Source organism: Providencia sp. 21OH12SH02B-Prov, from assembly GCF_027362595.1.
Taxonomy (GTDB): domain Bacteria; phylum Pseudomonadota; class Gammaproteobacteria; order Enterobacterales; family Enterobacteriaceae; genus Providencia; species Providencia zhejiangensis.
On sequence record NZ_CP114796.1, the window covers coordinates 3631153 to 3651828 of the forward strand.

The following is a 20676-nucleotide window of genomic DNA, read 5'->3' on the forward strand; positions in this document are numbered from 1 at the left end:
CCCCCCCTCCTTTAACACAACATCACAATATAACCATCATTTATTGACAGTAAAAATCAAAAAAATGCCTTTAATAAGTGGAAAATACTGCAAGGCAATATAACTACTGACAAAAATAGAACCTTTATCAGACGATAATTTCTATTCCTTTATTTTAGATAATCAATAAAGCACATTCTTTTTACGATCTATTTTTTAGAGAAAACAATCGCCATAAAGATATATCAATAATAACTAACATGATTAATTATTTAATCTTGTCAGAGCTAGACTTTAATAACAAATCAATTTTATTTATCTATAAACAACATGAACAAAATTACGTTATTCATTTTTATTTGGATATAATATGTATGACAATGCATAATTAGACTAACCATTTTGTCGTATATCAATATTTAGTTACCAAGTTTGTATGACTCAGTTAGTTTATTTGAATGTTCTTCTTTTTATTGAGCAAACAAAAATATTAACCCCCTATTATTAAATCCAGTTTAATAATAAAGGGGGTTTTGATGATTAGTTTTTAATAATAATACTAAAATCGATACTTAGTTATTTACCATTTAAATTAATTTTATAAATAGCAAAACCAATATCATCATTTCCTACTTTTTCTAAAGGATACTGTGCCGTCTGTTGAATAAATTTTGCGGCTTTATCACTTTGAGATGTTTCAAAACGAATATCGAGTGCTTTATCACTTTTAATCGGTAAGAAAGACCAATTATTATCGGCTTTACTTTTCACCTCACCTTGTTCTTTGGAAATTTTAGCAATGTAAGATGCCAATACTGAACGATTTTCATCTGGGGAAGCGAATGCGATATGGTTATCACCTGTACCTGCAAACTTACCGCCGTATGCACGATAGTTATTGGTTGCGACTAAGAAAGTGGCCTTTGGATCAATGGGTTTGCCTTGATAAGTAACATTTTTGATCCTATTAGCCTGTGAATTAACTGGTTGGCAATCTACGTCATATTTTGCAGGTTCGGTAAGATCGATTTGGTAATTAATCCCGCTGATAGTATCAAAGTTATAAGTTCTGAATCCTTCCCAATTGATCAAGTTTTGAGGTGAGGTTGATTGAGGGTCAATACGGTTAAACATCCCAGCGGAACATTCTAGCCACTCAACGACTTCGGCGCCTGTTGCCTTCACTACGACTAAAGTATTTGGATATAGATACAAGTCAGCCGCATTGCGGAAAGTAAGGTCCCCTTTTTCAACCTCAACAAATTCATCTGGCGCATTTTTACGACCACCAACTTTAAATGGCGCAGCGGCAGAAAGTACAGGAAGATCCGCTAAATCAGGGTCACCTTGAATATAATGCTTTGTATAATCAGTTTGAGCATCATTGACAATCTGTACCGTCGGATCACTCTGTACTAATGCCAAATAGCTATACATGTTATCAGAAGCTTTACCGATCATTTTCCCCACAAATTGACGTGTATCGTTGTGAGGCTTATCGATAATTTTAGCCAACTCGTCATCTCGTTCGACTAGCGGTTTTTTATTAGCTTTGTCGTAGACAGGGCGGGCATGAGCATTTGCTTTAAGCACTTCCCAACGTCCTTTATCATTGCTTAACACCAAGTCAACGACGCCAAGGTGATCCCCCCACTGACCAGGCATAACGGCTGGGATACCATTAACGGTTCCTTTTTCAATATCAACGCCTTTGATATTTTCAAAATCTTTACTTGGGAATACACCGTGAGAGTGACCAAACATAATGGCATCGATACCCGGCACTTCACTGAGATAGTAAACGGAGTTCTCTGCCATCGCTTTATATGGCTCTTGTGAAAAGCCTGAATGCGGAATTGCCACAACCAAGTCCGCCCCTTCCTTTTTCATCTGAGGCACAAATTTTTTCGCGGTCTCAGTGATATCATTGACGGTCACCTTGCCTGTCAGGTTTGGCTTATCCCAAATCATAATTTGTGGAGGAACAAAGCCAATATAACCGATTTTTAAATTATGACGCTTACCGTCTCGATCCTTAACGGGCGTATCAACAATAATATAAGGTGTGAAGTAATTTTCGCCTGTCTTAGCATCAATAATATTTGCGTTAACATAAGGGAACTTAGCCCCTGCAATCGCCTTTTTAAGATAGTCTAAGCCAAAGTTAAACTCATGATTACCAAAGTTACCGACGGTATATCCCATCGTATTCATCAGGCTATGAGCTGGGTGAGACTCTCCATTTTCAAGCCCTTTGGCCGCCATATAATCTGCTAAAGGGCTACCTTGAATCAGGTCACCGTTATCCACTAATACCGCATTCGTCACCTCGCCTTTTGCAGCTTTAATTAAACTTGCTGTTCGTACTAAACCAAATTGCTCAGTCGGCTTATCCTTATAGTAATCAAAATCAATCAAATTACTATGTATGTCGGAAGTTTCCATCACACGTAAATCGACTGTCGCGGCATTGACATTCAATGTCACGAACAATGCTAAAGCAGATAATTTAAAAATGTTATTCACCGTAATTCCCCTTACGTTGATTGATGTAAAATAATCGTTGCCAGTGCTGTGTGCCAAAATAGGGCTAGCACATCTTCATACTTGTCGATAGGCTAACCAGTTCGTATTTCGATAAGTGATAATCAACAATGCCCTTCTTATAAATTGAAGTCACCGTTTATCTTAATTAGACGTGTTTAATTCTAGATAAGTCACAGAATAAATGACGATAGTCACTACTTAGGCCAAAGCCACGCGGCGCCTCGGACACCGCTTGAGTCACCATGAATCGCTTGTCGAATCGGCGTATCGCATTCACGACCAAATACCCAATTTTTCACTCGTGTAGGCAATGAGTGATATAACCCCTCAACATTACTCATTCCACCACCTAAAACAATCACGTCAGGGTCTAACATATTAATGGCTTGTGCTAATGCCCTAGCTAGACGAGATTGGTAGTTATCCATTGCCGTTATGGCATGTGGGTCACCTGCTTTCATCAATGTGATAATGTCAGCGCCTGTTTTCGTATCGCCGGAGAGCTTGCGATAATCCGCCATAAACCCAGTACCGGATACAAACTGTTCAGTACAACCTGTTAATCCACAATAACATTGCTCGTCTTGCAAAAACGCGAAGTCTTGACTGTTCTGCCAAGGTAATGGGTTATGTCCCCACTCTCCTGCAACGCCATTTCCCCCTGAATGCACTTGTCCATTAATTGCGATACCCGCTCCACATCCGGTACCAATAATCACAGCAAATACAACAGGCGCGCCTTTTCCGGCGCCATCCACCGCCTCTGAGACAGCAAGGCAATTAGCGTCATTGGCAACTTTAACTGGCCTTTCAAGGATATTCGCGAGGTCAGCATCAAAAAATTGGCCATTAAGCCAAGTGGAATTGGCATTTTTCACTTTTCCAGTGACAGGGGATAAGGTGCCTGGGATACCGACCCCTACGCGACCTCTCTTTCCTGTTGCCATTTCTGCGTCATTCACTAATCCCGCAATCGCATCTAATGTTGCACGATAATTACCTCTAGGCGTTGCAACTCGCTTCCTAAAAAGTGTGTCACCATTATCTTCCAATGCAATCACTTCAATTTTGGTGCCACCAAGGTCAATGCCAATTCTCATCTTCACCCTCACTGCTTAGCTGTTTTCTGTATCATTGCCTGTATACATTATCAATTTCAAGCGATTAGCTATAAAATTGAGGCCTAATAACATAACAAATGATGCATAAAAGCATTTTTTTTCGCTAAATAATCGACAATTCGTTATCATAGCCACCGGCTAAAATAGGTCATCCATCAACAAAGGTAGGTTTTTCATGTGGTTCAAGAATATATTGGTCTATCGTCTGAATCGTGATTTGGCGCTAAGTGCTGACGATCTAGAGAGACAACTTGCCCCTCTCGCCTATCATCCATGTGGTAGCCAAGACATGATGAAAACAGGCTGGGTGTCACCTATGAAAGGCTCAGATTCACTGACCCATGCTGCTGGCAATCAAATTCTGATTTGTGCTAAAAAAGAAGAAAAAATGTTGCCTTCCCCTGTGATCAAGCAAGAATTACAAGAAAAAATTGAAAAGCTTGAAGCCGACCAAGGGCGAAAACTGAAAAAAACGGAAAAAGACGCGCTTAAAGACGAAGTCGTCCACTCTTTATTGCCTAGAGCATTCAGCAAATACAATAAAACCTATATATGGATTGATACGGTCAATCAACTCATCATCGTTGACGCTGCTAGTGCCAAGCGTGCTGAAGATAATTTAGCCTTGCTCCGTAAAAGTTTAGGCTCATTACCTGTTGTACCATTAACATTCAAAGATCCTATTGAGTTGACTTTAACCGAGTGGATCCGCTCAGGCTCACTTCCTCAAGGCTTTGCTGTTATGGATGAAGCTGAATTAAAAGCGCTCTTAGAAGAAGGCGGTATCATTCGCTGTAAAAAGCAAGAGCTCATTTCAGATGAAATTGCGACACATATTGAAGCCGGAAAGCTAGTCACCAAATTGGCTTTAGATTGGGAAGAGCGCATTCAGTTTATGCTGTCTGATGATGGCTCTCTGAAAAGGCTAAAATTCAGTGATACATTAAAAGAACAAAACGATGATATCGGTAAAGAAGATTATGCCCAACGTTTTGACGCCGATTATGTCCTAATGACTGGGGAACTCAGTGCGCTCATTGCACGCCTTATTGATGTTCTTGGTGGTGAAGCAGAACATTAATCGACGCCATATCAACTGATGGCATCACATATCACACTGTGTTGCCATCACTTTTTAGACCTCGCTAACATTGCCATCATTAAGTCATTGACTGCCTACCGAATCTCTGGTGAATTGAATTACATCTTGATAACAAAATAGCTGACATTTTTATTTGTTAAAAAAAATAATTAAACAAATAATGCAAGCTATTGAATAAGGTTAAACATCAATCGCAGGAATTGCTATGAAAGAGCACATCGAACCGGAAGTGGATGAACATTCACTTGTCACACTGCAAAAAATAACGGCAGATAATTTTTCTGAAATTTGCCTGCTCAGCCATACACTGAGTGAAGCGCAACGCAGCATGGTGGCAGATAATGCCTACTCCATTGTTGAAGCTCAGTTTTCAGACTGTGCGTGGTATCGCGGCATTTATGCTGATGATGTCCCTGTGGGTTTTATTATGTTGCATTCAGGGTTAGACGATGATGAGCTTGAATATGATGGAATTATGCTATGGCGTTTTATGATAGCTGAACCTTATCAAAAACTTGGATTTGGTCGTGAAGCCTTAATCCAAGTGATCCGCTATTTAAAAAAGAAAGGCTATCCACGACTTTATAATAGTTGTGGTGAAGGTGAAGAAAGCCCATTTGAATTCTATAAGAAACTTGGCTTTATCCCGACGGGGGATTATGTCGATGATGAGTGTGAATTAGTGCTTGATTTAACTAGCTGGCAGGAAGAGTCGTCATAAGCGAATGCGCGATGAATAACCTAACTCAGAATACTTATAATCTCAGTGTGAGGGAGTCAAAAACTGAAGTCAGCAGTGCGAGGTCTCAATAATTCGTGTTGCAGCAAGGCCGCCTACCCGTGGTAACCCTAGTCACACCTATAAATAGATGGCTAGGGTCACAAAGCAACCTACAACGCTGCAACTTGAAGTATGGCTATTTTTGGATTAAATAGCGAATAGTCGGTCCATCCTGTTGTATGTCCAGCACGGTATAACCATAATTTTTCGCATCTAAAGGAATATTATTGATGGATTGTGGGCAATCGCTGACCACTTCCAATATTTCCCCTTTTTTTAGCGATGGCATGGCTTCTAACGTCGCGACAGCTGGGTAGGGACAAGGTTCTCCCACCATATCTAATCGATAATCTGGAATGATTTCTTTATGGCTCATACAACCTCCGCTGATGCTGCAACCTGTTTTTGCCCGCGCTTACGGAAAAAGTACTTTTCCCACACCAGCATTAAGATAAACGCTATTGCTAATAATAAATAAGTCACCGCTAACCCACCTTGTGGGCCGAAGGTTTCCAATAGGTTCACTTTATCAAAGTCGGTTGCCAACCAAGGGCCTAAATCATCCCAATAGTAGGCAAGGATCGTGGCTCCGATTATGTTGCCAAAACCGACCCACCAATAGTGAACTTGTCCTTCAACGGCACGATACATCCATCCCGTTTCACACCCTCCTGCTAGCACGATACCGAATCCAAATAATAACCCACCGATGACGGCGTTAGGTCCTGCCCATAAAATTTTTGGCGTTGCACCTAATTGTACATAGCTAAAAATACCTATTGCACTTACGGCCATACCTATAATGATCGCCTTTGCCATATGGGTTCTTCCAGTGATCCATAAATCACGAAAAGCGGAAGTAAAACAAATTTGAGCTCGTTCAATCAGCAAACCAAAACCGATACCGCATAAGATAGCAATGCCTAATACAGGAGAATCCCATAAGGTATAGAAGCCCCATGCGATCGCTAAGGAAAAGATTATCATGCCTAACTTAAAGCGTTTTTTGGCAACATCTGCTCGCTGAGTGAGTGGTGAAGCAGCCGATACTTTTTTCAGATTAATTGGGATCCTAAACATTGGCATTAAAGTGAATTTCGCACCAAAGTAAGATCCTGCCGCCGTTGCAATGGCAAAATACCATGCATGCAGCGAGAACTGGGGAATGCCTGTAAAGAATGCGGCTAAATTACATCCCATTGCTAAACGTGCCCCAAAACCAGCAATGATGCCACCAATAATCGCTTGAAAAATACGAATACGATGTTGTGGCATACGTAATTTAACGTTATTTGCCCATAATGCTGCTGCAAAACAACCAGCAAACATCCCGATAATCATAACGCCATCGATTCTCTCTAATGGGCTACCCGATAAACCGATCACTTTAAAATATCCCCAGTTTTCAGGTTCGGCCCCAAATAACTGTAGAATATGTCCACCCCAACGGGTAAATTCACCTGTGACGGCCCAAAATGTTCCTGTTAATCCAAAGTAGTATGTCGATAAGATACCCGCAGCAATAACTGCCGGTAGAGGTTTCCAAAAACGGATGAGATAGTGAGATTTAAACTCAGACCAAGTCATTTTAACTTCCAAATCATTCGCGCCAGTACCTGGCAGAGAATTCCGCTGTTGTATTGTATGCACACTATCCCTTAAAGCTACGCCAGCAGCAGTAAGAAAATAACGCCTCGTCCCCACAGCAGATATGGATCACATCATACTCCGATAATTGAATTCGTGAAGTGATATGTTACAAATAATTTGCACTACTTATAGGCCTGCACGCGTTCGATTTTTGCGACTTGAAACCGCTTTTCAACAAGTGACATACCGCTTCATGGACACGCCGATGCCATCGCCTTCAGTGAGTCATCAATATAGCAGACAACAGATTAATAATAGCTACCCTGTTGTTTTATATGTGTATTTTAAGAAAAAAAAAGCGTTATCAGAGATAACGCAGGAATGTGTAGTCTTATTTTATCTATAATAGAGGAGTATAATATGAAATTGCCGTGTTACCGGCGTTGCATGCTATGCGTAGTCTGAAGTCAGCCCATTTGACCTCAGTAATAACATTTATCTACTTAAAAAAACGATTCATTGATAAGTCAAAAAATAGTGCTATATAAATCATTTTTATAAACTCAAGATATCAATCTTATTTTATTTTTCCCTAGTTTGGCGAATAGAAATAAAAAAATTGAATCATGAAAAGTGTTTAAAAGTATTTCTAAATGTTATTGAAGGCATTATAACCCAACATAATTGTTGCGCAAGTGTTTTTTTCATTTAACTTAAATTTTGTGGGAGTCATATTTTTTATACTTAAATCAATAGGTTATATAAATCAATTTCAAAATAAAAAAATAAATATATATTTTTAAAAATAATTTACATAATTATCCATTTCTTGAAAATGTTACAAAGCTAATTATTCAATTAACTCTTCTTATATAGATAATAGTTTTAAATTTAATTGTTAGATTTATTTATCCATATATCATCATGTGCACAAATATTAATCTAATTTATTTTATTACTTATTCTACTTGATAACACTTGTCATGGATAAATATAGTGAATATCAAAAACAATAAGAGTAGATTTTTTTTAGTCATAAAAAACATAAGGTTACAATATTGCCATAAAGACTAATAATCAGCCAATAATAAAAACTTAAGTGTTATCACTTAAATTTAAACAAAGCTAAATAACCTCATAATAAAGATATAGTTTATTTTTAATAATCACTTAGTGAAAAATCGAACCAAAAAATGAGATTTAATACACAAAAAAAGACACTCATCTCAATATTTAACTTGTTATAAAGCTGGAGTATTAATTCAAAAAACTAATCGTTACTCGTAATACGTTATACGTGTTAACAGAAAAAATAGCTTAGTTTTTTGCTCCTCTATCACTCCCAAATCGCTCTACCTTGCCAATACTCGTCAAATAATGATAAGAACTGGCTAACTTTGGGAGGCAGATAGCGCTTTGTGGGGTATAACGCACAAATAAAAAATTCAGGTTTGCAAAATTCGTTTAGAGCAGGAAGCAAACACCCTTTTTTAATCTCCTCCTGGCAAGAAAAGCCCCTAGTTGGCAAATACCCTGTCCCTCAATCCAGGCAGATAAAATGGCCTCAGTATCATTTAAAACCAAACGCCCTTTAGGCATATATGATTGTAAATTTGAATTAATTTTAAATTGCCATGGAACGTTATATCCCTTATGTCGAAAAATTAGTCAGTTATGGTATTTAGTGGTTGTAAGTCCTCTGGCATACCATGTTCTTGTATGTAATGAGGTTTAGCACAAGTTATCAGACGATGCGGAGCGAGTACTTTTCTAACTAAACGATTGTCATCATTAAAATCGATATCGACCTCCACTTCTGCCCATCGTTCTAAATAACATCGCACTATTGGCATCATAAAACGTTTTCCGAATGCAACAGGTACTGTCGACCTTAGTAACCCTTTTGGTCGCTGCTGCCCTTGACCCAATATATTTGCAATTTCGTATAATATTTTAAGTCTGGAGGAGCAACAGTGATCATATGGGGTGTTGCTTATGGTGGTGTTTCCGCCACCTTAATGACATGGATGATAGTGCATAGTTTCACCCTATCGAAATTACAGGTTCCTTATACATTTCATTTTTTAATGCGGGTATTGCACTAGGTTCTGCTTTAGGCGGTGTCGTTGTTCTATTAAATAGCTTAGATACAAATCTTATTGTTTCTGCATTGTTATTCATCAGCGTCCTTTTGATATTGCTAACTCACATCGTCAAAAAGGCCATTAACTAAAGATATTATCCTGATTTAAAAGGTGACTACGATAGAGTTTACCTTTAATTCTTGATAATCTTTACTCATTATTATGGCTAGTATTTTCAGTGAAATTACGGCATAAGCAGTACAAAATTCACAAAATTGGAAATAAAATGATAACAAACGCTGAAACAGTACTTTTTTATGATTCATTTGGCATTCCCAAAAACCCTGCTGTCGTACTAATTCCTGGTTTAGGGGGGCATAATATTAGCTGGACGGATGACTTTTGCCAGCAAGTTGCCGATGCGGGTTTTTATATCTTGCGTATTGATAATCGAGATGCCGGTTTATCCCCCCATTTGGATAACTTTCCCTCTATTAATCTCGGCGCACTCATTGAAAAAATGCAAAATAAGGAACAATTTGCTATTCCTTATACCTTGCTAGATATGGCTGAGGATATTGTCCAATTACTCAATAAGTTATCTATTAATAAAGCGCATATTATTGGACGCTCAATGGGAGGAATGATCGCGCAACTGGTTGCAGCTAAATACCCTGAACGTACATTATCCCTCTGCGCAATTATGTCATCAACAGGTAACCCAGAACTCCCACAAAGTGAGCCTGATGTCATGCAGATGCTCATTAGCCCAAGTGCCAACCCTCAAGAAAATTTAGACGCTTATTTATCTGGGCAACTGGCATTTTTCCAGCGGGTCAGTTCCTCGATCTGCCCATTCGATGAAAACTATTACCGTGACTATTTGCTACAGGCTCTGAAACGCAACTATTCACCTGAAGGCACTAAACGCCAAATTGTCGCAGTTGCTGTAACTGGCGATCTGCGACCTTATATTCAGCACATTGACACACCAACTTTAGTTATTCATGGCTCTATTGATCCGCTATTTCCGTTAGCTGCTGGCCAAGATATTGCTAATAATATTGCTAATGCAAAACTAGTCATTATTGAGGGTATGGGTCATGAAACGCCCCCTCTACTCAATCCAAAAATTGCGGATCTCATTATTGCTCATTTACATGAGGCAACGAATTAACTATCCAGTGTATAAATAAGGCTCTAACAGAGCCTTATTACCATTCCTCCTTCACCTTATTTCTTATACGGTAGGTAAATAGGGTTGGTAGTTGCTAAGATAAAAAGCGGTGGGTGAGTATCGTGATGTTGGATAAGGACTCGTTGTGAGCTTTAAGCTTAACCGTCATGTGATAGCTGATATGATAAAAACATCATACTGATAGCGCTGCCAGCGGGTTAATAACCCTGTCAGATGCAAGCAGCACGTCAAAAATGACCATTACGCATAATGAAAATCAGTTTATGGTGTTCGCTTGATAGCACAAAGCGGGAAAATCACGTTTTCCCGCTTTGTTAGCAATCTCAGTTCATTGCATTTTGAAGGATGCCTACTCATTGATTATTTAGGAGATGCGGCTTCCATCCCAACTAAACCAATTTTCAGATACCCTGACTGACGTAATGCATTCATCACATCCATCATCGTTTCATAATCAACACTTTTATCCGCTTGGAAGAAGATCGTGGTTTCTTTATTCGCATTCGTTGCGATATCAAGTGATGATGCTAACTGCTCTTTGCTAACAGCTTGGTCACCAATAAATAGTTGGCTATCCGCTTTTACCGTGAGGAATACCGGTTTCTCTGGGCGCGGTTGCGGTTTCGCTGTCGAAGCAGGCAAGTCAACTTTGATATCTACTGTTGCTAGTGGTGCAGCAACCATGAAGATAATCAGCAGGACTAACATAACATCAATAAATGGTGTTACGTTAATCTCGTGCATTTCACCACTATCGTCTTGTTCGTCACCTAAACGCATTGCCATAATCGTTACCTTGCTTTGCTATTTGCCAGATCCAGATCGCGGCCTAAGAGTAGAGCAGCTTGGGCAGCTACATCACCAACTTGGCCACGGTAGTTATTAATCATTCTGGCGAAAATGTTATAAATAACAACCGCTGGAATTGCGGCGATCAAACCGATTGCTGTCGCTAATAGTGCTTCTGCAATCCCTGGAGCAACAACAGCGAGGTTAGTAGTTTGTGAGTGAGCGATACCAATGAAGCTGTTCATGATCCCCCAAACAGTACCAAACAGTCCAACAAAGGGTGAGATGGCCCCTATTGTTGCTAAATAACCATTCCCGCGTCCCATATGGCGGCTAACCGCCGCAATAGAACGCTCAAGGCGGAACCCTGTGCGCTCCTTAATTCCAGCGAGATCCGTGCTTTGAGCTGACAATGTTCTTTCTAGAACCGCTTGCTTAAGCAGGAAAAGTGTTACGCTGTTCGACTTAAAGTCTTTAGCAACACTCATTGCTTCATCTAAAGATTTCACTTCTCTTAACTGTTTTACTTCAGCTTTTAAACGACGACGTGCCGCCAGCAGTTCTATTCCTTTGGAAAAGAATAACGCCCATGTGATAACTGACGCTAATACCAAACCAATCATAACGGTTTTCACAACATTATCGGCGTTTTGGTACATTCCCCAAACTGATAAGTCTTTATCAAAACCACCTTGGTTATCCGTAGTAATTTCAACACTTTCACTCACGGTCGGTGTTGTTGTATTTTCTGCCGTAGCTGGATTTTGTGTTTCCGGTGCATTATTTGCTGGCGTTGAAGACGATGGATTCGTTGTCGCAGGCGCCGCAGCGGCTGGTGTCGTTTGGGCAGACGTTGGGGTTGTTGCTGGTGTGGTTTCAGCACTTGCTGTTCCCATCAGGCCTATCGCCAATAGAATAGAAGCTGTTAGTTTACGCATCAGTTGGCCTTATACTCTCTTTTTCTGTGTTCTATTAATAAATTCGTGCCGATGATTTCACGCTCACCGACTAACCTATAAAAGCGAAATTCACTCGCCCAATTGTTCTCTTTTTTCAAAAGACGGTGCAGATAATATCAAACACAGCGCGAATTGATAGTAATTATCATTACTATTCAATATTTTTTTCGTATTCTTTGTCCTTTCACAAAAAAGCCCTTAATAAGAACAAGACTATTACGCACTGACATGAAAAAAAATCCGATTCAGTCTTTACGCTTGTACATCTTCAACAAAATCATTTAAGTTCAATGAATCTTTTTAGTTTCCTATCGCTCAGTACAAGTTAAAGGACTCAATATGGCAAAGATTAGACCTGAAACACAACTCGTGCATCTAGGCAGAAATCCGACTTATACGCAAAAAGGGGTTAACCCTATTATTCAGCGTACTTCCTCCGTCATCTTCAATACACTTGAAGAAAAGCAGCACGCGACGCGCAATAGGGCAAAATCGGTGCTTTTCTATGGTCGTCGAGGCACACAAACTCACTTTGCCTTCCAAGAAGCTATGACTGAGCTAGAATGTGGTGCAGGTGCCGTGTTGTATCCTTCTGGTGCCGCGGCGATCAACAATGCGATCTTATCCTTTATCTCCTCAGGCGATCACATACTAGTGACGGGTTCTGCTTATGATCCAACACAAAACTTTTGTGATAAGATCCTCACTAAATTCAATGTTGATACAGACTATTTCGACCCTATGATCGGGGCTAATATCGCTGAACTCATTCGCCCTAATACACGCATTGTTTTTCTCGAAGCGCCAAGCTCTATTACGATGGAAATCCATGATCTTCCCGCTATCGTGAACGCAGTTCGCCAGAAATCATCGGATATTATTATTATGATTGATAATACTTGGGCTGCTGGCGTATTACTGAAACCGCTTTTGTTAGGCATCGATATCTCAATACAATCCGCCACTAAATACATCAATGGCCATTCTGATGGCATGTTAGGTGTTGCGGTTGCCAATGAACGCTGTATCGATACCTTACGTGAAAACTCCTATTTACTCGGGCAAACTGCTGACCCTGATACGGTGTATATGGCGGGTCGGGGCTTACATACATTAGCCACTCGGCTAAAACAACATGAGGCAAATGGTCTCGCTATCGCTCAGTGGCTAGAACAACAGCCAGAAGTTGATCGTGTTTTCCATCCTGCTCTGCCTTCTTGTCCTGGACACACCTTTTTTGTACGTGATTTTAATGGCAGTAATGGCTTATTCTCTTTTCAATTAAAATCACGTTTATCTCAAGAACAGTTCGAGAGCTTTTTGAATCATCTTAACCATTTTAAGATGGGTTATTCGTGGGGTGGCTATGAATCACTGATTCTCGGATATCAAAAAGAAGATTTACTCGGTATGCGCCAATATGATGTCAATTTCAATGAAGGAACATTGTTCCGTATTCATGTTGGCCTTGAGCATCCTCAAGATTTAATTGAAGACCTAAAAAAAGCGTTTGAACGTAGCCAATAACTATTTTTCACACTTTCATGATGCTTATTTCTACATGAAAGTGTGCATATTCAACGCGGTTATTTATCCACTAATCTGCTTAATTTAGTAAACAAATCAAACTGACTACGTTTTTTTCCTGTAATATAGAAAAGAATTCGCTTTTTCGCAGATAGACAGGAACTATTATGGAAGTACTACGCGAAATCGTACTGGCACTCTGGCATCACGATTTCCTTAAACTCTCCAATCCAGAAGTACTTTGGGTTATTTATACCGTTCTCTTCGTTGTCATTGTATTAGAAAATGGGGTACTCCCTGCCGCTTTTTTACCCGGTGACACCCTGTTAATTCTTTCGGGCGCCCTCATCGCAAAGGGTGTACTGCACTTTATTCCAACTGTTTTACTGCTCACAACAGCGGCAAGCCTCGGTTGCTGGCTCGGTTTTCTTCAAGGGCGATGGTTGAGTGAAACAAACGTTGTCAAACGTTGGTTATCGCAAATCCCTCAAGAATATCACCATAAAGCCAACCATATGTTTCATAAACAAGGGCTTTATGCTTTGCTGATTGGCCGATTTTTAGCTTTCGTGCGCACATTATTACCTGTATTAGCAGGGTTATCTGAGTTAAGCCATCGACGTTTTCAACTCTTTAATTGGCTAAGTGGATTGCTCTGGGTTGGTATTATTGTGACATTAGGCTATGTACTGAATCAGATCCCTTTTGTGAAACAACATGAGCAGATCGTTCTCAGTGCCCTCATGATCCTCCCTGTGCTTTTGTTGGTTGGCGGGCTCATTGGGTCAATTATGATGTATTGGAAACATCGTAAGGCCCTGAATAATAAGTCCGAATAATCAAAAAAACCGCCTCATCATGAGGCGGTAAATAATAAGAGGGTTATGCTTGAGTAAAAGAACGGGTTAAAGCCTCAAATAGGTACTGACCAATTTCAGGAGTCATCCAAGTTCCCTGTGAAATAACCGGATTTTCTCGATAGATTTGACGAATTTTCTCCTGTAGTTCAGGATCTCCTCCCGTAAATTGGTTAAACATCGTTAGCCATGTTTGTGCCAATGCCTGTACTTCTGGCGATTCTGGCGATATTCCTGCGTGTTTCGCAGTATATAGTCCAGCGATCAGCTCAGGCCATACTTTTCCTGATTCGAAATAATGTTCTTTCACAAAAGCAAATTGTGATGCTGTCAGATAAGGTTTAAAAATAGCCAACTGATGCTCACTAAAGCCTTTCGCGACATAGTCAATCATCTCTTCAGTAATACCGGATGACGCTGCAAATTCATTATCGGATAAATGAATTTTATTCAATCTTGCAAAAAACTCAGGGTTACCCCCAGTATCACGTTCTAAGGCAACCATCCACTCTGCTGATATTTGGCGTACTTGTTCAGAATCAACGGCAACACCTTCTTGCATAAGGCTTTTAACGGTTGCTACACGTTGCTGCCACGCTTGATTTTTTAGCGTCTGATCCGTATACAGAGGCATTTGTTCTAACTCTTTCGGTGTAAAATATTTGTCGTACATAGACATCATCTCCAAAATAGAAAACCAATCAGCCTGAGTGAGCACATTACCTGTCCGCATTTGTAATTGCAGTTGCTCTAGTCGATAGCGTAACTTCTCTGCCTGTTTTATTTGTTCAGAAAGAGAGCAAATACGCTCCTGAAGCATTTGCGCCATATCCCCACTCTGGCCATCTAAGATCTCACCGATGTCTTTAAGTTTAACGCCCACCTGTCTTAACATTTGAATTTGCGTCAAACGTTCGAGACACTGTACGTTATAGAGTCGATAACCCGCATCGGTTCTCGCAGTTGGAACTAATAATCCTATTTCTTCATAATGATGAAGCGTGCGAATGGTTAGCCCAGTTTTTTGTGCAATTTCACCCACTTGAAATAGCATATCAATCCTCCTGTGATGGATGTGCAGGTTAGTGCCTCACGTAACGTGAGAGTCAATCTTTTTTGAAAATAATTTTATCTGTTGGTGTATTTGGGATTCTCTTTATCTTCACAAACGCACTGATTATAATTTCTGCCAAATGACCCACATTGAATAATAATGGTGAAATTAATGAGCCTGAAAGCAATATTGATAGGATTGCTTTTACTACCTTCTACGCTGGTATTCGCAAATACTCTAGAGACGGGAGAACCAAGCACGCCAGGGTATGAGAAAGCAGAAGAAGCGAAAGCTTGCATTGACCAATACGCTTTTACGATCGCAAGTCACTACAATCAACCTGCCAACCAAATCGCCGAGGCCGCACTGGGCTATTGTGATAATAAAATAGAATCATTTCGCCAATATAACCGAGAAATGAGTGTCGCTAATATCCCACAAAATGACCTACGAGAGTTATCGCTACGAGGCGCTGCGCTCTATGCCGCTGACCAACAATTCCATGATCTCAAGCTTTCATGGATAAAAGATATTGAATACAAAATATTAAAGCACAGAAACGCGACACAATAACGTTATACCAACAACAAAAAAGCCCTGTCACTTCAAGTACAGGGCTTTAAACTAAGTTGATTCGTCTTATTTAATCAACGCGTGCATTTCCTGAACTGAGATAACTTTCTCTGTAGGGTCAGCACTTAACGACATGGTTGTTGCAAAACCACCGTTTAACGTTGTGTCATAATGCACTTTATATTGTAATGCGCTACGACGGATTAATTTAGAATCTTCAATCGCTTGTCGGCCAGCCGTGGTGTTAACAATATAATCATATTCGCCATTTTTGATACGGTCTTGAATATGTGGGCGACCTTCATGTACTTTATTTACCAAGCGTGGATTAATGCCCGCTTCCCCTAATACAATCGCTGTACCGTGAGTTGCATCGAGCTCAAAACCATGCTTCAGCAATTTAGCGGCTAAATCCACCACGCGAGTTTTGTCACCTTCACGAACGGATAACAATGCGCGACCTGATTTTTTCATCGTTGAGTTACTGCCTAACATCGCTTTAGCAAAGGCTTCCGCAAATGTACGACCAACCCCCATGACTTCACCCGTTGAACGCATCTCTGGCCCTAAAATAGGATCCACGCCTTGGAATTTATTGAAAGGTAAAACCACTTCTTTCACTGAATAGTAAGGAGGAATAATCTCTTTAGTCACACCTTGCTCTGTGAGTGATTGTCCAACCATGACACGAGCAGCCACTTTTGCCAAAGGAACGCCCGTCGCTTTAGATACAAACGGTACGGTTCGAGCAGCACGAGGGTTAACTTCTATTAGATAGACTTCGTTATTTTTGACTGCAAACTGTACGTTCATCAAACCACGAACACGCAATTCAAAGGCTAGGCTGCGTACTTGCTCACGCATCACATCTTGAATTTCTTGACTTAACGTATAAGCAGGTAGTGAACATGCGGAATCACCAGAGTGAACACCCGCTTGTTCGATATGCTCCATGATGCCGCCAATCAAAACGGTTTCGCCATCACAAATTGCATCGACATCGACTTCGACCGCATCATCAAGGAAACGGTCAAGTAACACAGGTGCATCGTTAGAAACGCTCACCGCCGTTTGGAAGTAACGACGTAAATCCGATTCATCATAAACAATTTCCATTGCACGACCACCGAGGACATAAGATGGGCGTACCACCAGCGGATAACCGATACCTGCTGCTTTTTCAATTGCTTGTTCGATCGTCACAACGGTCGCATTTTGCGGCTGTTTCAGATTCAAACGGTTAACGGCTTGCTGGAAACGTTCACGGTCTTCTGCTCGGTCAATCGCGTCTGGACTTGTTCCAATTACAGGGACACCAGCCGCTTCTAACGCACGAGCCAGTTTGAGTGGCGTTTGTCCACCATACTGAACAATCACCCCTTTAGGCTGTTCAATACGGACAATTTCCAGCACATCTTCTAATGTGACAGGCTCAAAATACAAGCGGTCTGACGTATCGTAGTCCGTTGAAACAGTTTCCGGATTACAGTTAACCATAATGGTTTCATAACCATCTTCACGCAGTGCTAATGAAGCATGAACACAGCAGTAATCGAACTCAATCCCTTGACCAATCCTATTTGGACCGCCCCCCAGCACCATCACTTTTGGCTTATCTGTGTTCGGGTTCGATTCACACTCATCTTCATACGTGGAGTACATATAAGCTGTGTCCGTCGCAAACTCAGCCGCACAGGTATCCACACGCTTATAAACAGGATGTAGGCCATAACCTTGGCGTAATTTGCGTAATTCCGCTTCAGAGACACCAACCAGTTTCGCTAGTCGAGCATCCGCAAAACCTTTACGTTTAAGCACACGTAAAAAGTCTTTATTCAGCCCATTCACGCCTTGTTCGGTGACTTGTTCTTCTAAGCGAACCAACTCTTCGATTTGGACTAAGAACCAGCGATCGATATTGGTTAAATTAAAGATCCCATCAACAGAAAGACCTGCACGGAAGGCATCTGCAATATACCAAATACGCTCAGCGCCAGCGTCTTTCAGTTCGCGACGAATACGTGTTAACGCTTCTGGGTCATCTTGACTGACTTTGGGATCAAAGCCCGTCGCACCGACTTCAAGGCCACGTAATGCTTTTTGCATAGACTCTTGGAATGTGCGTCCAATTGCCATGACCTCACCGACTGATTTCATCTGCGTTGTCAGACGGTCATTGGTACCCGCAAATTTTTCAAAATTAAAGCGAGGTATTTTTGTCACAACATAGTCAATAGAAGGTTCGAATGATGCCGGTGTACGGCCACCAGTAATATCATTCATGAGTTCATCGAGAGTATAGCCAACCGCAAGTTTGGCTGCGATTTTTGCGATAGGAAAACCTGTCGCCTTAGAAGCCAATGCAGAAGAACGTGACACACGAGGGTTCATTTCAATAACAATCAAGCGACCATTTTTGGGATTGACAGAGAACTGAACGTTAGATCCCCCTGTTTCAACACCAATTTCACGCAACACTGCCATCGATGCATCACGCATGATTTGGTATTCTTTATCCGTTAGCGTCTGTGCTGGTGCAACGGTAATTGAGTCACCGGTATGGATCCCCATTGCATCAAAGTTTTCAATCGAACAAACAATAATGCAGTTATCATTTTTATCACGTACAACTTCCATTTCGTACTCTTTCCAGCCAATCAGCGATTCATCAATGAGTAGCTCATTGGTTGGTGAGAGATCAAGACCACGCGTACAGATTTCTTCGAATTCTTCACGGTTGTAGGCAATCCCTCCACCGGTTCCCCCCATCGTAAATGAAGGACGAATAATACAAGGGAATCCGACATCTTCAGCCACTGCATAGGCTTCTTCCATATTGTGTGCGATACCTGAACGCGCCGTCTCTAAGCCAATTTTTTTCATTGCCTTATCAAAACGTTGGCGATCTTCCGCCTTATCAATCGCGTCCGCGGTTGCACCAATCATTGTCACACCGAACTCTTCTAATACACCTTTGCGCTCAAGCTCAAGTGCACAGTTAAGCGCCGTTTGCCCGCCCATAGTAGGCAAGACAGCATCAGGGCGTTCCTTTTCGATGATCTTACGCACAACTTCCCAATGAATCGGCTCAATATAGGTTGCATCGGCCATTTCAGGGTCAGTCATGATGGTGGCAGGGTTTGAGTTGACTAAAATCACGCGATAGCCTTCTTCGCGTAGTGCTTTACACGCTTGTGCACCTGAATAGTCAAATTCACATGCTTGGCCGATAACAATCGGGCCAGCCCCTAGAATCAGAATACTTTTTATATCTGTACGTTTTGGCATTTTTCTGCTCCCGATTATTTTGCGTTATGACGAGGTTGGTTCTGGCGATATTCATGAATCAATTCAATGAAGTGATCGAACAATTTAGCCGCATCATGAGGACCAGAACTTGCTTCAGGGTGCCCTTGGAAGCTGAAAGCAGGCTTATCTGTACGATGAATACCTTGCAGAGTGCCATCAAACAATGACTTGTGTGTCACGCGTAATGTATCGGGTAATGTTGACTCATCAACGGCAAAACCGTGGTTTTGTGCCGTGATCATCACGACATTCTGATCTAAATCTTTAACAGGATGGTTAGCACCGTGATGACCAAACTTCATTTTCATGGTGCTTGCACCGCTCGCAAGCGCCAGTAACTGATGTCCTAAGCAGATACCGAAAACAGGTATTTCTGTGTTTAAGAAATCTTGAATCGCTTTGATAGCATAATCACAAGGCGCAGGGTCACCAGGTCCATTTGATAAGAAAATACCATCTGGATCCATCGCTAATACAACGTCCGCTGGAGTTGTTGCTGGCACGACAGTCAATCGACAACCGCGGTCAACTAGCATACGTAAAATATTACGCTTAGCCCCGAAATCATAGGCAACAACATGCAATGGCAGCTCATCTTCACTTTTTGCACTGAGTTGCCCGTCTTTTAACGTCCAAGAGCCTTGAGTCCAGCTGTAAGCCTCTTTGGTACAGACTTCTTTTGCTAAATCTAAACCGTTTAAACCCGAAAATGCGCGAGCTTTTTCTAATGCCAGTGCCGCATCAGGGTTATCCCCCGCGATAATACAGCCGTTTTGAGCACCTTTCTCTCTGAGTAAACGTGTCAGTTTACGCGTATCAATATCGGCAATCGCAACGACATTATGACGTTTCAGGTATTCTGATAGGCCTTCCTGACCGCGAAAGTTACTGTAAACCAATGGCAGATCACGAATTATCAAACCTTGTGCATGAACTTCTGGGGATTCTTCGTCATCGGCATTAGTGCCGACATTACCAATATGGGGATAGGTGAGAGTAACAATTTGGCGGGAATAGGAAGGGTCGGTAATTATTTCTTGATATCCGGTCATTGACGTATTGAAAACGACTTCTCCAACAGCGGCCCCTTCAGCACCAATGGCGCGCCCGTGGAATTCGGTTCCGTCTTCGAGAACCAGTATAGCTGACTTAATCAAAACACCCTCCAGGGAATAATAAATCACAATTAGTGCATATTAATTCAGA

16 protein-coding genes are annotated in these 20676 nt (G+C 41.1%); 6 read left to right on the top strand and 10 right to left on the bottom strand.

The genetic code is table 11. The annotated features are described in order from the left end of the window. Positions 1-555 precede the first annotated feature (555 nt). Together O7C57_RS16850 and mak are read right to left on the bottom strand one after the other, a co-directional pair. Positions 556-2505: a bifunctional 2',3'-cyclic-nucleotide 2'-phosphodiesterase/3'-nucleotidase gene (locus tag O7C57_RS16850; protein ID WP_163860698.1), complete on the bottom strand. Its 1950-nt coding sequence runs from the start codon at positions 2503-2505 to the stop codon at positions 556-558. 215 nt (positions 2506-2720) lie between these two features. Further along, the gene (gene mak / locus O7C57_RS16855; protein ID WP_154622315.1) at positions 2721-3626 is read right to left on the bottom strand and encodes a fructokinase; all 906 of its coding nucleotides are present in this window, start codon (positions 3624-3626) and stop codon (positions 2721-2723) included. 196 nt (positions 3627-3822) lie between these two features. On the opposite strand from mak, the gene rdgC reads away from it, so the two are divergent. Together rdgC and O7C57_RS16865 are read left to right on the top strand one after the other, a co-directional pair. After that, entirely contained in the window at positions 3823-4728 is a 906-nt protein-coding gene (rdgC, locus tag O7C57_RS16860) for a recombination-associated protein RdgC (protein WP_196713791.1), read from the top strand. 226 nt (positions 4729-4954) lie between these two features. Beyond that, a complete protein-coding gene (locus O7C57_RS16865; RefSeq protein ID WP_154622317.1) occupies positions 4955-5470 on the top strand; it encodes a GNAT family N-acetyltransferase in 516 nt (171 codons plus the stop codon). Positions 5471-5666: 196 nt separating this feature from the next. On the opposite strand, the gene yedF is transcribed toward O7C57_RS16865, so the two are convergent. The 3 genes from yedF to O7C57_RS16880 all read right to left on the bottom strand — a co-directional run bounded on the left by yedF (position 5667) and on the right by O7C57_RS16880 (position 8976). Then, on the bottom strand, positions 5667-5906 hold the full coding sequence (gene yedF / locus O7C57_RS16870; RefSeq protein WP_004926886.1) for a sulfurtransferase-like selenium metabolism protein YedF: 240 nt from the start codon (positions 5904-5906) through the stop codon (positions 5667-5669). Further along, complete coding sequence (yedE, locus tag O7C57_RS16875) at positions 5903-7117, bottom strand: selenium metabolism membrane protein YedE/FdhT (RefSeq protein ID WP_154622318.1); 1215 nt, start codon at positions 7115-7117, stop codon at positions 5903-5905. Before yedE ends, yedF begins: the two co-directional genes overlap by 4 nt. A gap of 1667 nt (positions 7118-8784) precedes the next feature. Continuing rightward, a complete protein-coding gene (locus O7C57_RS16880) occupies positions 8785-8976 on the bottom strand; it encodes a hypothetical protein (RefSeq protein WP_163860696.1) in 192 nt (63 codons plus the stop codon). Positions 8977-9490: 514 nt separating this feature from the next. On the opposite strand from O7C57_RS16880, the gene O7C57_RS16885 reads away from it, so the two are divergent. Next, positions 9491-10381, top strand: coding sequence for an alpha/beta fold hydrolase (locus O7C57_RS16885; RefSeq protein ID WP_163860695.1), 891 nt, complete (start codon positions 9491-9493; stop codon positions 10379-10381). Between the two features lie 381 nt (positions 10382-10762). Here the strand turns inward: O7C57_RS16885 and exbD are convergent, their stop codons facing one another. Beyond that, positions 10763-11188 (bottom strand): TonB system transport protein ExbD, encoded by a 426-nt coding sequence (gene exbD / locus O7C57_RS16890; RefSeq protein WP_154622415.1) that lies wholly within the window; start codon positions 11186-11188, stop codon positions 10763-10765. Between the two features lie 5 nt (positions 11189-11193). After that, positions 11194-12129 (bottom strand): tonB-system energizer ExbB, encoded by a 936-nt coding sequence (exbB, locus tag O7C57_RS16895; RefSeq protein WP_154622416.1) that lies wholly within the window; start codon positions 12127-12129, stop codon positions 11194-11196. A 360-nt stretch (positions 12130-12489) separates the two neighbouring features. Between exbB and metC the strand changes: the two genes are divergently transcribed. Together metC and O7C57_RS16905 are read left to right on the top strand one after the other, a co-directional pair. Continuing rightward, complete coding sequence (gene metC, locus O7C57_RS16900; RefSeq protein ID WP_154622417.1) at positions 12490-13677, top strand: cystathionine beta-lyase; 1188 nt, start codon at positions 12490-12492, stop codon at positions 13675-13677. 167 nt (positions 13678-13844) lie between these two features. Next, positions 13845-14516 carry a DedA family protein gene (locus O7C57_RS16905; RefSeq protein WP_154622418.1) on the top strand — a complete coding sequence of 224 codons (672 nt, stop codon included), beginning with the start codon at positions 13845-13847 and terminating at the stop codon, positions 14514-14516. A 43-nt stretch (positions 14517-14559) separates the two neighbouring features. Here the strand turns inward: O7C57_RS16905 and O7C57_RS16910 are convergent, their stop codons facing one another. Then, a complete protein-coding gene (locus tag O7C57_RS16910; RefSeq protein ID WP_154622419.1) occupies positions 14560-15588 on the bottom strand; it encodes a MerR family transcriptional regulator in 1029 nt (342 codons plus the stop codon). Between the two features lie 171 nt (positions 15589-15759). On the opposite strand from O7C57_RS16910, the gene O7C57_RS16915 reads away from it, so the two are divergent. Next, positions 15760-16161 (top strand): hypothetical protein, encoded by a 402-nt coding sequence (locus O7C57_RS16915; protein ID WP_154622420.1) that lies wholly within the window; start codon positions 15760-15762, stop codon positions 16159-16161. Positions 16162-16227: 66 nt separating this feature from the next. Here the strand turns inward: O7C57_RS16915 and carB are convergent, their stop codons facing one another. Beyond that, the gene (gene carB, locus O7C57_RS16920; RefSeq protein ID WP_154622421.1) at positions 16228-19449 is read right to left on the bottom strand and encodes a carbamoyl-phosphate synthase large subunit; all 3222 of its coding nucleotides are present in this window, start codon (positions 19447-19449) and stop codon (positions 16228-16230) included. A gap of 14 nt (positions 19450-19463) precedes the next feature. After that, positions 19464-20627, bottom strand: a complete 1164-nt coding sequence (gene carA / locus O7C57_RS16925; protein ID WP_154622422.1) for a glutamine-hydrolyzing carbamoyl-phosphate synthase small subunit — start codon at positions 20625-20627, stop codon at positions 19464-19466. Between the last annotated feature and the right edge of the window lie 49 nt (positions 20628-20676).